At 39.4% G+C, this 14869-nt stretch carries 13 protein-coding genes and 2 pseudogenes; 12 read left to right on the forward strand and 3 right to left on the reverse strand.

The genetic code is table 11. The features are described from left to right. Positions 1 to 193 precede the first annotated feature (193 nt). The 12 genes and pseudogenes from RGF10_RS11930 (at position 194) to RGF10_RS11985 (ending at position 10910) form a co-directional block, all read left to right on the forward strand. Positions 194 to 1291, forward strand: coding sequence for a sensor histidine kinase (locus RGF10_RS11930; protein WP_318502344.1), 1098 nt, complete (start codon positions 194 to 196; stop codon positions 1289 to 1291). A 7-nt stretch (positions 1292 to 1298) separates the two neighbouring features. Next, complete coding sequence (locus tag RGF10_RS11935; protein ID WP_318502346.1) at positions 1299 to 1862, forward strand: ANTAR domain-containing response regulator; 564 nt, start codon at positions 1299 to 1301, stop codon at positions 1860 to 1862. A 254-nt stretch (positions 1863 to 2116) separates the two neighbouring features. Continuing rightward, positions 2117 to 3559 (forward strand): ethanolamine ammonia-lyase reactivating factor EutA, encoded by a 1443-nt coding sequence (locus RGF10_RS11940; protein WP_318502348.1) that lies wholly within the window; start codon positions 2117 to 2119, stop codon positions 3557 to 3559. 20 nt (positions 3560 to 3579) lie between these two features. Continuing rightward, entirely contained in the window at positions 3580 to 4950 is a 1371-nt protein-coding gene (locus tag RGF10_RS11945) for an ethanolamine ammonia-lyase subunit EutB (RefSeq protein ID WP_318502350.1), read from the forward strand. 18 nt (positions 4951 to 4968) lie between these two features. Continuing rightward, positions 4969 to 5670, forward strand: a complete 702-nt coding sequence (gene eutC, locus RGF10_RS11950) for an ethanolamine ammonia-lyase subunit EutC (protein WP_318502352.1) — start codon at positions 4969 to 4971, stop codon at positions 5668 to 5670. A 103-nt stretch (positions 5671 to 5773) separates the two neighbouring features. Further along, positions 5774 to 5959 (forward strand): annotated as a pseudogene (locus tag RGF10_RS11955) (hypothetical protein). 21 nt (positions 5960 to 5980) lie between these two features. Further along, positions 5981 to 7351: an ethanolamine permease gene (gene eat, locus RGF10_RS11960; RefSeq protein ID WP_318509434.1), complete on the forward strand. Its 1371-nt coding sequence runs from the start codon at positions 5981 to 5983 to the stop codon at positions 7349 to 7351. 130 nt (positions 7352 to 7481) lie between these two features. Next, positions 7482 to 7967 (forward strand): hypothetical protein, encoded by a 486-nt coding sequence (locus RGF10_RS11965; protein WP_318502354.1) that lies wholly within the window; start codon positions 7482 to 7484, stop codon positions 7965 to 7967. A gap of 86 nt (positions 7968 to 8053) precedes the next feature. Further along, positions 8054 to 8260, forward strand: a complete 207-nt coding sequence (locus tag RGF10_RS11970) for a hypothetical protein (protein ID WP_318502356.1) — start codon at positions 8054 to 8056, stop codon at positions 8258 to 8260. Between the two features lie 95 nt (positions 8261 to 8355). Continuing rightward, entirely contained in the window at positions 8356 to 10092 is a 1737-nt protein-coding gene (locus tag RGF10_RS11975) for a WG repeat-containing protein (RefSeq protein ID WP_318502358.1), read from the forward strand. 83 nt (positions 10093 to 10175) lie between these two features. Continuing rightward, on the forward strand, positions 10176 to 10502 hold the full coding sequence (locus tag RGF10_RS11980) for a DUF1904 family protein (RefSeq protein WP_318502359.1): 327 nt from the start codon (positions 10176 to 10178) through the stop codon (positions 10500 to 10502). Between the two features lie 150 nt (positions 10503 to 10652). Beyond that, positions 10653 to 10910 carry a hypothetical protein gene (locus tag RGF10_RS11985; RefSeq protein WP_318502361.1) on the forward strand — a complete coding sequence of 86 codons (258 nt, stop codon included), beginning with the start codon at positions 10653 to 10655 and terminating at the stop codon, positions 10908 to 10910. A gap of 173 nt (positions 10911 to 11083) precedes the next feature. Here RGF10_RS11985 and RGF10_RS11990 read toward each other — a convergent pair whose 3' ends face one another. The 3 genes and pseudogenes from RGF10_RS11990 to RGF10_RS12000 all read right to left on the reverse strand — a co-directional run bounded on the left by RGF10_RS11990 (position 11084) and on the right by RGF10_RS12000 (position 14672). Then, on the reverse strand, positions 11084 to 11296 hold the full coding sequence (locus tag RGF10_RS11990) for a zinc ribbon domain-containing protein (RefSeq protein ID WP_318502363.1): 213 nt from the start codon (positions 11294 to 11296) through the stop codon (positions 11084 to 11086). 425 nt (positions 11297 to 11721) lie between these two features. Further along, positions 11722 to 12934, reverse strand: a pseudogene (locus RGF10_RS11995) (IS256 family transposase). Between the two features lie 571 nt (positions 12935 to 13505). After that, entirely contained in the window at positions 13506 to 14672 is a 1167-nt protein-coding gene (locus RGF10_RS12000) for a GGDEF domain-containing protein (protein WP_318502365.1), read from the reverse strand. Positions 14673 to 14869 lie beyond the last annotated feature (197 nt).

Consider the following 14869-nt stretch of genomic DNA (forward strand, 5'->3'; position numbering starts at 1 on the left):
GAAAAGGGTTTTAAGGTAGGTGCGAATGGTCCTGGATGTAAATAAGTTGGCTAAAAATAGGGCGAAAAAACTATGTCAGAAAATCTAACACAAATGATTGCACTCGAATTTTCATTATGATATATTACTATATAAATAATCAAAAGGTTGAATCTTTTCCGAATCATCAATTAATTAACAAGGGGTAGCATCATTGAAAGGGAAACATTATTGTATGAGCAAACCATTTGATCTCGAAGATTTTACTCAATTGACAGATGAACAGTGTTGCGTGATTTATGAGATGGTCAAGAATCTACAAATTATTGCTGATCTTTCTCAAGCTGATATCTTTATAGATTGCTTGCTACCTAATCAAGACGCAGCGATTGTTGTGGCTGAAGCAAACCCTCGAACAACACAATCGTTATACAAAAACTCCGTCGTTGGGCAAATTGCTCATGATGACACAGAGCCTGGGGTATTGTTCAGTTTAAAAACGGGGAAACCCATCATCGGTTCGAGAGGGATTTCACAAGAAAATGTAGTCATGCAGCAAGATATTGTACCGATTAAGGATTCAGTAGGTAATACGATTGCTGTACTCATTAAAGAGCGTGATATCTCACAAGAGATTCAAACTGAGCAAAATATGAAAACCTTGATGAAGACGGATAACTTTAGTGAGAAAGAGAGTGTCTTTCAAACGCTAGTCATTCAAGAAATTCATCATCGGGTAAAGAATAATTTACAAGTAATCGCCAGTTTACTGCGGCTGCAAATGCGAAGATCTTCTTCAAGTGAAGCAACTGAAGTATTTCGTGATAGTGTTTCTAGAATCTCAAGCATGGCTTTAGTGCATGATTATCTTGCTCAGCATGGTATTGAAGAAGTAGATGCAAAATTTGTAATGGAGCAAATTGCCGCATTGCTTATTTCATTATCAAATAACCAGGAAAAAATGTTCGAGGTTTCTATTCAGGGAGAACCGTTATTTTTACCTTCTGATAAAGCAACATCGGTTTCTCTTGTTGTAAACGAACTTGTACAAAATTGCATAAAGCACGCTTTTCCATCACAAGAGACAGGGCTAATTAAACTGAGTGTTCATCAGCGAAAGCAAATGGCTTATATTACAGTAGCAGATAATGGGACAGGAATGGATAGTAATTTAACTGGTTTTAAAACCTCCTCTTTAGGCTTGCAGCTGGTCACCATGCTTGTAGAGGAAGAATTACAAGGTGAACTTTCGTTATTTCATTCCGAACGAGGTACTAAAGTTTCGATAACATTTCCAATTCCGGACAGGTGATGTAAATATGCAAGCAAAAATCATGATTGTGGATGATGAACCAATTACCAGAATGGATATAAGAGAAATGTTAGAGGAAAATGGCTACTATGTCGTTGGCGAAGGTAAAAACAGCGAAGAAGCAATTGAAAAAGCTTATAAACTTAAGCCTGACCTGATCATCATGGATGTTAAAATGCCAAAAGTGAATGGAATTAAAACTTCTTCGGTCATTCGAGGATTTTCAGATTGCGCAATCCTACTGTTAACCGCCTATAGTCATCGTGAATTAATTGAGCAAGCAAAACAATCCGATATTAATACATACCTTGTCAAACCTGTTCGAGAACATGATTTATTGCCAGCAGTTGAGATGACGCTTAATCAGCGCTCCCGATTTCAAGCTCTACAAGAAAAAATGGGCAAGCTTGAGCAGAAAATGGTGGAGCGGAAGCAGATAGAAAAGGCAAAAGGGATTTTGATGCAGAGGCTTATGTGCACCGAAGATGAAGCGTACAGGTATTTGCAAAAAAGAAGCATGGATACACACACTCCTTTGGGAACGCTCGCCCAACAGGTCCTACAAGAATAAATGTACTAAAAAGTAGGCTGTGTTAAAGCACAATGTTGATTGGAGCGGAAGAGGCTCACCGTCTGCCCCGCGCGGCGCTGAGCATCTGAAGTGGAAATCAACAAACAAAATTAACACAACCAAAAAGATAATAAATGAAGCAACGGCGCTTTGAACCACTCTACTAATTCGTAGAGTCGATTCAAGGCGCTTTTTATTTCACAAGCTTTTTATTTGCAACATCATACAGTAAATCTATAAGTGAGGTGATGAGGTTGGAAGAAAATTGGATTTCTAGTATTGGAATTGATATAGGAACGAGTACAACTAAATTTATTGTAAGTCAGCTCCTTATTAGCGAGGCAGGAAACAGTTTTAGTCTTCCGAGCTGTCAAATCGTCGACAGAAAGGTGATTTACTCAAGTCCGATTTATACTACTCCGTTTATGAATGAGACTGAAATTGATATCACTAAGCTCGCACAAATTTTAGAAAAAGAATACAAGGATTCACAAACGAGTATCGCAGAGGTTAAAGCAGGTGCGGTGATTATTACTGGTGAAACGGCACGGAAGGAAAATGCTGAATCGATCCTTCATTACTTGGCTGATCGGGCTGGAGACTTTGTTGTTGCAACTGCAGGGGCTGATTTAGAAGGTATTTTAGCCGGTAAGGGATCTGGAGCAGCTTTGCGGTCTAAGGATGTCGAAGGGATTGTCGCCAATGTGGATATTGGTGGAGGAACGGCAAATGTCGCACTGTTTCAGAACGGAAAAGCGGTGCAGACTATGACCTTTCATGTAGGCGGGAGGCTAATTCGGCTTACAGATGCAGGTGAAATTACGTATATCTCACCGCATATTTCCAAATGGCTTCAAGCTAATCATTTTTCCTTGAAAATAGGTAAGAATATCACATTTTCCGAATTAAAGGATATTTGTAAAACTATGGCGGAAGGTATGTTTTCACATTTAAGTGGGAAGCGAAGATATTTCGCAGATCTGTTATTGCTAGATGCAGACCCGATAAAAATTTTCCCAATCGATGAAATCATGATTTCCGGCGGGGTGGGTCAGATGCTGAAAGCAGATCGTCCTGCCACTATCCCGGAAGTAACCAAGCACGGGGATGTCGGCCCTTTATTAGCCTCTACTTTAGCTGAGGCAGTTCCTAAATTTCCCTTTGTATTTCAGTCAGCTAAGGAAACGACCAGGGCCACAGTTATTGGGGCAGGTATGCAAAATACTGAAATAAGCGGGGCAACGATTCACGTTAACGAAGCTCGATTACCAATGAAAAATGTGCCGATTGAAAAGATTCCTGTTGCGGAAAAAGGTACCTGGAATCAGGCAGACTTTCGATTGAGGCTACACAACTTACTGTTGCAGGCCGTACAGCTATACGACAAGGATCTCGATCCCCCAATTGCCCTTGCTTTATCAGAGATTCCATATTGCAGTTATGCCATGCTACAAGGATTGGCTAAAACCATTGTTGCCGAATTTTCTTTCATTTTTCCTTGTTCAAATAGTCTGGTGGTTCTATGTGAAGAGGACATTGCAAAAGCTCTAGGGCAGGCGATTACAAGGTATGGCAAGGGAAAACTTGATGTGATGTGTGTCGATCAAGTCGATTTTACTTATGGCGACTATATTGATCTGGGACTTCCGGTCGCGGGAGAGGCGATTTCAATTTCAGTCAAGACATTGGCCTTTTAAAAAACAAGGAGGTGTGAAAGGTGCACAAAAAAACAACTTTATTAGGAAATACGTACCAGTTTAATAGTTTAAAAGAAATACTGGCTAAGGCAAATGAAGAGCGTTCAGGGGACACTTTAGCAGGCATTGGTGCTGAAAATATGAAGGAGAGGATGGCGGCAAAATCAATTTTGGCTGACCTATCGTTAGCCGATTTTCGAAATTACCCATTGCTGCCACCAGAAGAGGATGAAGTAAGCAAGGTAATAGAAGAGGGAATAGATGGTCAGGTGTACAACGTAATCAAAAGCTGGACAGTGGCTGAACTTCGTGAGTTTATCCTTGATGATGCTCAATCTGGGCCTGATTTATTAACAATTAGTAAGGGATTGTCGAGTGAAATGATTGCGGCGGTCACAAAGCTAATGTCCAATTTGGACCTAATCCAAGCGGCATCAAAAATAGAGGTTATTACCCGCTGTAATACGGAAATTGGCCATAAAGGTACATTGGCCGCAAGAGCACAACCGAACCATCCGTCTGATTCCCTTCAAGGAATGCGAGCTTCGCTTTATGAGGCTTTAAGCTATGGAGCTGGTGATGCTGTAATTGGAATCAACCCTGTAATTGATACGACCAGCAATATTCACGGGCTTTTGAGTGAATCAAAGGAAGTGATGAATCAGTTTGCGATTCCAACTCAAAATTGTGTCCTTTCCCATGTAACAAGTCAAATGAGAGCGATTGAAAAGGGAGCACCAGCTGATTTGATTTTCCAAAGTCTGGCTGGTACGCAAGCAGGAAACGAATCATTTGGGATTTCTGTTTCCTTGCTGGAGGAAGCAAATGCCCTAATTCATCAAAAAGGGACAGCTATTGGTCCGAACCGCTGGTATTTTGAAACGGGCCAAGGATCTGAGCTGTCTTCAGATGCACACTTTGGCATTGATCAAGTAACGCTTGAAGCAAGATGCTATGGTCTAGCAAGAAAGTTCAACCCTTTTATGCTGAATACCGTCGTTGGATTTATTGGGCCTGAGTATTTGTATGATAGCAAACAGGTAATTCGAGCCGGTCTTGAGGATCATTTTATGGGAAAACTTCATGGTCTACCGATGGGGGTCGATGTTTGCTATACCAACCATATGAAGGCAGACCAAAATGATATGGATAATTTAAGCATGCTACTGGCAAGTGCAGGGGTCAATTTTGTCATTGGTGTTCCGATGGCGGATGATTGTATGCTCAATTATCAATCGGTCAGCTATCACGATATTGCCACGATTCGGAGTGTGTTGGGGCTAAAGCCAGCCGCTCAATTTGAAAAGTGGCTGAAGTCTCAGGGAATCATGAAAGATGGGAAATTAACAAAAATAGCAGGTGACCCAACGCTGTTTATAAATCGGAAATAGGTTAGGAGGGATGACAAATTGAAGGAAGACTTATTATCGGAATTAAAAGGTTTAACCCCGGCTCGAATCGGTGTTGGAAGAACAGGCACCCGGCCGTTAACCAAGGATTATCTCTCCTTTCGCATTGACCATGCTGCTGCCGTTGATACGGTATATGGAGAGGTTCCAGCTCAAACTCTGGAACAATTTGAATTGTTTACAATTGATACCTGTTTTGGAACGAAAGAGCGCTATTTGACCCGTCCTGATCAAGGAAGAATCTTCTCTAAAGAAGCAGAACAGTTAATCATTGAGAAATGTGTGAAAAAACCAGTGGTTCAGATTGTCATTTCAGACGGTTTAAGCGCCAATGCTATCGAAGAAAACATCATGGATGTATACCCCGCATTGCTGGATTCTCTTGAACATTATGGCTTAAATACAGGAACACCATTTTTTGTTAGGGGAGGAAGGGTAGCTTGTATGGATGTGATCGGGGAGCTACTAGAGCCAGAGGCTTTCATTTTATTAATTGGTGAACGACCTGGGCTTGTTTGTGCTCATTCCCTCAGTGCCTATATGTGTTATCGGCCACGTAAAGGAACTAAAGAATCCGATCGCATGGTCATTTCCAATATCCATCGTCGTGGGACGACCCCGATTGAAGCTGCCGCCCATATGGGGACCATGATTCACAAAATGCTGCAGCAAAAAACGAGTGGAGTAAATTTAGTTGTTTAGTAAAGACGGGACCTAAATTTAGGCGGAGGCTTAATCACGGAATTTTATCCATGTTTAAAAATCTCATTAACGAGTTAATAATTTTTATTTTTAGTGCTGTGTTATAGCTCAATGTTGTTTTTGGGCACAAGTTGATTGGAGCGGAAGGTGCGAAGACTCCTGCGGGAGCAGCGGGACAGGCGAGACCCCACAGGAGCGATAGCGACGAGGAGGCTCACCGCCCGCCCCGCGGAAAGCGAAGCACCTGGAGCGGAAATCAACACTCTATTTTACACAGCCATTTTTATAAAAGGGAGGAAAAGAAATGAGTATGGATCATGAATTAAAGAAGCATTTAAAGCCCATTCATTTATGGGCAATAGCAGTAGGTATGGTGATTTCCGGACAGTACTTCGGATGGAATTATGGGTTTGAACAGGGCGGGATTCTTGGCCTCGCGATTGCTGCATTGATTGTTACATTATTTTATACTACGTTCATGTTTAGCTATGCTGAGCTCTCGACCTCGATTCCACATGCGGGGGGCCCGTCGGCTTATGCAAGGAGAGCAATGGGTCCATTTGCTGGATTTATCGCGGGAATTGCTTGCTTAATCGAGTTTGTTTTCGCTCCACCAGCTATTGCGGTTTCGACAGGGGCTTATATTAATTTCTTGATTCCTGCTATTAACCCGGTTTATGCAACAGTCGGTGTCTTTATTCTTTTCATATTGATCAATTTAATTGGGGTTAAAGAAGCAGCGATTATTGAATTAGTGGCAACGATTGTTGCTTTGGTCGGTTTGGCAATCTTTTATGTTGCTGGTTTACCGCATGTGGAAATGTCGAACATTGTGAATAGTTCCTCGTTTGTAAATGGCGGGACTGGCATATTAGCAGCGATTCCATTTGCGATTTGGTTTTATCTGGCGATTGAAGGTGGGGCGATGTCCGCTGAGGAAGTAGAAAATCCGAAGAAGGACATTCCGAAAGGGTTTATTAGTGGAATTATTACATTAGCGTTTGCTACCTTATTTACTCTGTTTGTGACAGCCGGTTTAGGTGGCGGAAGCGGTGAGTTAGCAGATTATCCATTACCTCAGGCGTTGGCATCGATTTATGGCGAGGGAAGTGTGATTCCAACCATCGTGGCTATTATAGGATTATTTGGTTTAATTGCCAGTCTTCATGGTATTATAATTGGTTATTCTCGCCAAACGTACGCCTTAGCTCGAGATGGCTATATTCCTCGCTCATTAGCAAAATTAAACAAGAAAGGTGTTCCAGTGTGGGGCTTGTTAATCCCAGGTGCGATTGGAGTCATCTGTGCTGGATCAGCGACATTCGCCAACGCATTAATTATTTTAGCAGTGTTTGGAGCAGTCGTGATGTATTGTATTAGCTTGGTATCATTGTTTATCTTAAGAAAGAAAGAGCCGAATCTCGAACGTCCGTTTAAGGTGATGTACCCGGTTGTTCCAGCCATTGCCCTTATCCTTGGTCTCATTTGTTTGTACAGTGTGATTAAATACAGTATTTTAACGACTTCCCTTGGTATTTTTGGAACGGAAATACCCCTAGTATATGTTATTGGTGTCACGTTCTTAATCTCAATCTTATATTATGTTTTTTATGGAGCAAAAAGTGTACAATCCGTTTCAGAGGAAGTCAAAACACAGGAAGTATCGCTAGAAATTGGTTAAAATGAGAGGGTAACAGCATCATTCAGTTAGTTGGACTGGTGTCTGTTACCCTTTTTATATAGGTTTGACACAAGCATGATGTTAGAATTATTGTAAAGAAGCAACATCTTTTGGAAAGGTTGATTTGTTCATGCACAATGACAATTTAAATAAAAGTCTCAATATCCTTCGAAAAATATACTCTGATAATCTTTCTGTTACCTTAATTGCTGAAGACTTAGTTTCGTGTTCATTAGAAGATGATACGAAAATAATAAAATCCAAGATGGATGAGCTGGATTTTGATTATTTTGGAGTGGAATCTGGTGGAAAATTGATCGGTTATGTTGTGAAAAATGAACTAGGAGAACAATCGATTGCCGAATATATTCGTTATTTTGCAATGGAGGACCTCGTTTCGGAAGCGACTTCCCTAATCGAATTATTACAAATCTTAAAAGAAAAACACCCCGTCTTTATCCTGGAAAAAAATCAAGTCCGTAAGTTAATTACAGTAGCCGATCTGCAAAAGCAGCCAATCCGCATGCTTGTGTTTGGCTTAATTTCCCTGCTCGAAATGGAACTTGTCCGCTTGATTCAGAACTCCTTTCCGGGGAAGAATGGAAAACCTGTTTAAGTGAAGGAAGACTGACGAAATCCATTCAAGTATATGAATCAAGGAAAGAGAAAAACGAGAGCTTAGGACTGATTGATTGCCTGCAGTTGTCGGATAAAGGAACAATCATCAAACGAACACCTCAGCTATTGGAACAACTAGGATTTGTCTCAAAAACCGATGTAGGTCAATTCTTTCGCTCAGTCGAGGAATTGCGTAATAATACAGCTCATGCTCAGGAATATGTATATGAGGATTTTAACGAATTTCTTGAAAATATTAGTCGCGTGGAGAAAATATTGAATTTGATTTAGATATTTGCATTAAATCTTCTTGTTTTTTCATCCGACACTGATTATTCATTCGACCATATGATAATTAGGAAAATCAAATGGGGAGAAGTAAAAGGATGAAAAGTCAATTAGCTATGATGCGTTTATTTCCTGCTTCAATAAAAACTGCGGAAGGAACGAAATGGGGGTATATAAACGAACTCGGTCAGTTTGTTATTTTACCGAAGTTTGAGAATGCTTATGATTTTCAGGAGAATGGACTTGCAATCGTCTGGAGCGATGGACTCGCTGGAGTGATCGATCAAAATGGTCAGTTTGTCATTCATCTAAAATATGAATCGATTCAACCATTTTCTGAAGGTTTTGCGGTTGTCCATGAGGAAGGTCAAGGTATGAAAGTCATAGATGAAGCTGGGAAAGAAATAACAAACAAAGCTTACTCTTTTATCAGTGCCTTTCAGGAGGGCCGTGCTGTCTTTCAGGATCACATTCACGGGAATGATATTCGGTATGGCTATTTGAATTCAAAGGGAAAAATCATCATTCCACCACAATATGAATTTGCAAATGATTTTCACGGTGGGAAAGCACTCGTCCGAATAAATGATAGGACATTTGCGCTGATCGATATGAATGGCAAACAATTACAAACCTTTCCATTTGAACAAATGGGTGTGCAAAGTGAAGGTTTGGTTTCTTTTAAAAAAACCAATAATGAGAAAACTGGATATGTAAACGAATCTGGCGAAATCATGATTCCTCCTCGTTTTTCGAATGCGATGCCATTTGAAAATAGTAGGGCAGTTGTTAATACATCTGAAGACATTCGAAACCAGTACGGTCTTATTTATAAAAGTGGTGAATTTGTCATACCGCCAAACTATAATGAAATCATTTTATTAGGTGGGAATCGGGCGGCTATTGGCGAAGCAATCGATGCGAATTTTCCTTATATAGGCTCAAAGTTTTCGGTTGCTGATACAACGAATGGACGATTTCTTACTGGTTTTGATTTTGATCATGTAAATGCTTATGAAGGAGAATATAGCTCTGTAACGAAGGGATTAACCTCTTACTTTATCAACCGAAATGGTAACAAAGTTTCAAACCTTCCCAGTATAAAGGGCGTAGGAACACTTAGTCTGGAAGGAAATATCATTAAGGCATTTGTTGATGAACGAATTTCTTATTATGAACGAAACGGTAAACTTGTTTGGAAGCAGAACTCTAGTATTCCAATAACAAGGAAAGTTCGGATTGTTGAACGGAAATATAGGCCTAATAAGGATTACCTCGTTTACTACCCCCAAATTGAAGGGATGAAAGATGAGAGCGCTCAGGCAAAAGTCAACCAAACATTAAGGAAGGAATCCAAGGTTAAAAAATTACCGAGCAATGAGCAAATGAACTATAGTTATTCAGGGGACTTTTCTGTACAATTTTTACAAAAGAATTTACTCGTCCTGGAATTGACAGGCTATGAGTATCATTTTGGTGCTGCCCACGGTATGCCCAGTAAGGTAAATATTCATATTGATTTGAAATCCGGCAAAATTTATCAATTAAAAGATTTGTTTCTTCTACGTAGTGACTACGAAAAGGTTCTAAGTGGAATGATTGAAAAGAAAATCAAAGAACAGCCTGATAACTATTTTCCATTAGATAAACCAATCGAGATTAAAGAAGACCAGAGTTTTTATGTAACAAAAGATAAACTGGTGATCTATTTTTTACCTTATGAAATTGCTGCCTTCGCTTTTGGCTTTCCTGAATTTCACATTCCATACGAACAAATTAAAAGTCTCATTAATGTAAAAGGTGAGTTTTGGAATTCATTTAATAGAAACCCGTAAGTTAAAAAGTGCCTAGTACGCTTACGGACTAGGCACTCCTTAAATTCAATAAGTAAAAATGATCTCTCAAGGAGGATGGCGTTATGCCCCAATTAATTTTCAAAGGAATAGCTGTTGAACAAGTAAAAGCAATAAGCTCTGTTCTGGTTAGAGAGCTAGCAGAGTTGTGTCATTGTGAAGAAGATAATTTCACACTTGAAATCCCGCAATCTACATATGTATTTAATCAAGAAGAGGTGCCTGCTTTTCCTTTTATCGAAGTGAGATGGTTTGAACGTGGTCAAGGAATGCAGGATCAGTTTGCTGAGATCCTTACAAAACATATCCAGTCTCTAAGTGTTCCAGAGGTAGAGGTGGCCTTTAGTGTTTTTAGGGAGGCAGCCTATTATTATAACGGGAAACATTTTTAGGAATTTGGTGTGAAATTGCATCTAACTAACTTTTAAATTTTTTTGGAAAAACTAATTAAATTTATGCAATTTAGTTGTTTTTATACAGTCAATATGCAGGAAAATCACCTACTTTCATCGAATTAATAGACTAAAAGGAGGGAACGAGCAATGAGCTATATGGAGAATGAATTAAATGATTTAAAACAAGGAACAATTTATACGACTGAAGAAATAGCCAGTATTGTGAATAACAAAAAAGATGCATTGGTATTAAGTGAAGACACTTCTGTTTTTGGTCTAGAAGATACTTCATCCCGCTATTTAGTCATGAATAAATTAGAAACCTTTATCCATCGCAATGATGGAGGATCGTATTATATCCCGAGCTCAAAGCAACTTATTTATATCGTAAAAAAATGTATGTAAGCTGTTCTCTTATTGAAATTATTTAATCTTTTAATAGAAATTAAGTCCGAGTTCTTGATTCCGATTGAGTTGAATTAAGGGCTAGGACTTATTTTCTGTATGGGTAAATAAGCAGTGCTGATTAGAAAATAAAAAACTGGGAACCCTTAAAGGAATTCCCAGTTAGTTGTACCTCAACCACCGAAAAATAAATCAAGTAGATTTGAAGCGGTACTTGTTTTTTTGTTATAAAACTCCGAGTATCCACAGTTTTTACAATACACAACGGTGAAGGTATTGTGCTGTAGATCAAACATTTTTGATAGTCCTGTCCCCGTCATCGCGACCTCTTTTGTGCCCGCATCCTTGCTTCCACATTTAACACAACCTGAACCTGATCCGCTCATCAGTATTTCCTCCTTGAGATAAATGGATTTCTTCTTACTATTTACGAATAAAACTTCCAAAAAGTTTCAAAGCACGTTTCCAGCAATGTCTTAACAGAAGATACTGAGGAGGTTGTTAATTAATGAACGACTATAGTGCCCGCATCCGCGAAAAAAGTGCTATGACGGTAACCAAAAGGCGACTATGGTGCCCGCGACTCGGGAATGTAAATTATTTTGTGTAAATGATTTAATTACAATAATTTTGACTACACTTAAACTATAGTGCTCTTACTTACTAGGGGGATAGGGCAATGCTGGGGAGCAACCCGAGCACCTAGTAAGGTTCTGTACAAACGGGAGAGGTGTATTCACCTCTCTTTTTCCCTTTTGGGAGAACAAAAAGCGATAAACCCTAGGGCGCAGCCCTAAACTAAACAACAAACTTAATCGTTAATTCCAAGACGATCACTAAACATGATTTCAAACTGCTGTCTACATTCTAACCAACCTGGGATAGCGTTAGTCCATGTGTCTGTTACCCCAACAGTCGCCAAGTAAACTATCTTTCTAAGAGCATTGTCGGTTGGATAAGCCGTCTTTGTTTTTGTGACTTTTCGCAGCTGTCTATGGAATGCTTCGATGGTGTTAGTTGTATAGATTAACTTTCTGATTTCAACCTGGATAGGCAAAGAAGGCCGTTAGTTCTAGCCAATTATTCTCCCAAGACTTAACAACCGATGGAAACTTTTTATCCCACTTTTCTTTGAACTCAGTAAAAGCCATTTCAGCCTGTTCCAGCGTAAATGCCTTATAGACTTTTTTTAAATCATCCATAACCTCTTTACGATGTTTGGTAGGGACATACTTTAAATTATTGCGTAGTTGATGTATCACACACAATTGAATATCAGTCTTTGGGAACGTAGATGTTATGGCGTCTGAGAAGCCGGAAAGCCCGTCTTTACAGGCAATTAGGATGTCTTGAACTCCTCGGCTTTTCAATTCCTGGCAAACGTTTAGCCAGAAACTAGCACTTTCATTTTCACCAATCCAAATGCCAAGAATATCTTTAACACCATCGGTGTTGATGCCTAATACCGTATAGGCAGCTTTATTGATAATCCGATTTTCATGCTTAACTTTGAAGTGAATCGCATCAAGAAACACGATTGGATACACAGGGTCTAATAAACGGGACTGCCACTCATAAACGAGCGGTAATATTTTATCAGTCACCTTACTAACCAAAGAAGGTGAAACACTAATACCGTAGATATCTTTCATGTGATCCTCAATATCGCGGGTAGACATTCCTTTTGAGTAAAGTGAAATAATTTGATCCTCTAAGCCGTTAATAGAGGTCTCGTACTTTTTAATTATTTGAGGTTCATATTCACCTTTTCTGTCCCTAGGAATCTTTATTTCTGTTTCGCCCAACTTAGACTTGATAGTCTTCTTACTGTATCCGTTTCTACTATTTCCTGAGTTGTTTCCTTTCACATTGTGTTTTGAGTAACCGAGGTGGTCTTCAATCTCAGCCTCGAATACCTGTTGGAGTGTTTCTCTAAATAAGTCTCGAATCATAACTTGAATGTCATCCACTGTTTCACATTGACTGGCTAATTCTCTTATGGTCATATCACCAAAGTTTTGCATAAACGATCATCTCCTTAATTGGAAAGTATAACCATTTACACAAAAATATAGACGTTCTCCGCGACTCCAAAAAAAGTGCTCGGAAGGTAACGATCAGACGTCTATCGTGCCCGCGACTCCAAAAAAAGCGCTCGGAAGGTAACGATAAGAAGTCTATCGTGCCCGCGACTCCAAAAAAAGTGCTCGGAAGGTAACGATAAGAAGTCTATCGTGCCCGCGACTCCAAAAAAAGTGCTTGGAAGGTAACGATAAGACGTCTATCGTGCCCGCGACTCCAAAAAAAGTGCTTGGAAGGTAACGATCAGAAGTCTATCGTGCCCACGACTCCAAAAAAAGTGCTCGGAAGGTAACGATCAGACGTCTATCGTGCCCGCGCCCTCAAAAAAAGCGCTCGGAAGGTAACGATCAGACGTCTATTGTGCCCGCGACTCCAAAAAAAGTGCTTGGAAGGTAACGATCAGTCGCCTTTCGTGCCCACAACCTCAAAAAACCACGCCCACGAGTGGTAAAGATAAACCACCTATGCTGCCCCAAACACAAAAAGCTTAAAATCCGTAGCCCTATAAACAGCTCACAAAGTAATTAAACTATCAACAAACACTTCAACGCAATTTCGCCCTCTCTTTTTAGAAGCGTAAAGGGCATCGTCCGCCTGCCTGTAGCACGTATCAAATGTATCGGTTAGTCTTGCAACGCCTAGACTAGCTGTAATTTCTAGCGGCTTTCCTTCAAATTCAAAACCATAATCCTGTATAGCTCTTCGTAAGTTCTCAGCTAATTCTTTTCCAGTCTGGAGATTTGTTTCTGGCAAAAGGATAATAAATTCCTCCCCACCGAGACGTGCCGCGACATCAGTCTGTCTGAGTCCGTAACTGATGATTTTTGCTGTTTCTTTAATCACTTGATCACCTGCTGGATGTCCAAAACGATCATTAATTTTCTTAAAATAGTCCAAGTCTAACAGTATAATACAAGCTTCGCTAATAGCATCCATATTTTTTATGATTTCTTCATTAACCAATTCCGTAAAATAACCTCGTGTGAAAAGTCCCGATAAAGGATCGTGAATGGCCAAATAATGGAGGTACTCGTTTTTTTCTTCGAGTTCCCTTTTTTGCTCTTCGATTATTTTCTGTTGTTGTGCTCTAAAAAAATGATTTCTCCAAAGTATCCAAGAAACACCAAATCCCATTCCAGTTGCTGTCAAACTATTAATTCTTACATGTTCTAACAAATCTGGGGCAGTCTGTGTCCATGTGACCATCGAAAAAAATAAGAGAAATGTAATGATATAATAAGCTGCTGACACAATCGGGGGAATCAAAAATATTACACCCACACCGATACAGGCTGTTAAAAGTGGATTGATATTTGTCGTAACGAGTTGGTCACTAACGCAAAGGGAAATTCCAATAAGAAGGTTAGTTAAAATACTAAGACCTTGTATGAAATATGAAATTCTCTGGCCTTGTTTTCTGTTTTTCTCAATCCAGTAAGCTATAAATCCCAAAAAACTATTAAAAAGGAACATAATAGCATGAAAGAAAATGATGAGATAATGCCAATGGATCACGTATTTAGGACTACTCGTAATGTTAATCCAAAATACAACGATATGTACAATATTTATAATCCCCATAATAATACCCATCAAATACATTCGACGAATATTTAGTGCACTTAAATCCTCAAAAATCTTTACATCATATTTGTAAAGAGTCTTTTTAATAAAACTCATTTTGATCACCTAATTGATTTTCAGAATAAAATCTAATGAGATTACACTCCTGAAAGTTTTTTAAGGAATATTTAAAATAGTTAAAATATATCCCGCGAATATAGTATATTACTAAAAAATACTTCCATCAATTGGGAGAATACTGAAAACGTAACGCGGAGCTTTACATTCGACTAGTATTTTGTAATTTGCTTACT

The organism is Bacillus sp. T3, assembly GCF_033449965.1.
GTDB lineage: Bacteria > Bacillota > Bacilli > Bacillales > Cytobacillaceae > Bacillus_BU.

What these genes read in the sequence shown, in the direction of transcription:
- RGF10_RS11935 (WP_318502346.1), top strand. Translation starts at nt 1,299, where the DNA reads ATGCAAGCAAAAATCATGATTGTGGATGATGAACCAATTACCAGAATG.
- eat (WP_318509434.1), top strand. Translation starts at nt 5,981, where the DNA reads ATGGATCATGAATTAAAGAAGCATTTAAAGCCCATTCATTTATGGGCA.
- RGF10_RS11965 (WP_318502354.1), top strand. Translation starts at nt 7,482, where the DNA reads ATGCACAATGACAATTTAAATAAAAGTCTCAATATCCTTCGAAAAATA.
- RGF10_RS11975 (WP_318502358.1), top strand. Translation starts at nt 8,356, where the DNA reads ATGAAAAGTCAATTAGCTATGATGCGTTTATTTCCTGCTTCAATAAAA.
- RGF10_RS11980 (WP_318502359.1), top strand. Translation starts at nt 10,176, where the DNA reads ATGCCCCAATTAATTTTCAAAGGAATAGCTGTTGAACAAGTAAAAGCA.
- RGF10_RS11985 (WP_318502361.1), top strand. Translation starts at nt 10,653, where the DNA reads ATGAGCTATATGGAGAATGAATTAAATGATTTAAAACAAGGAACAATT.
- RGF10_RS11990 (WP_318502363.1), bottom strand. Translation starts at nt 11,296, where the DNA reads ATGAGCGGATCAGGTTCAGGTTGTGTTAAATGTGGAAGCAAGGATGCG.
- RGF10_RS12000 (WP_318502365.1), bottom strand. Translation starts at nt 14,672, where the DNA reads ATGAGTTTTATTAAAAAGACTCTTTACAAATATGATGTAAAGATTTTT.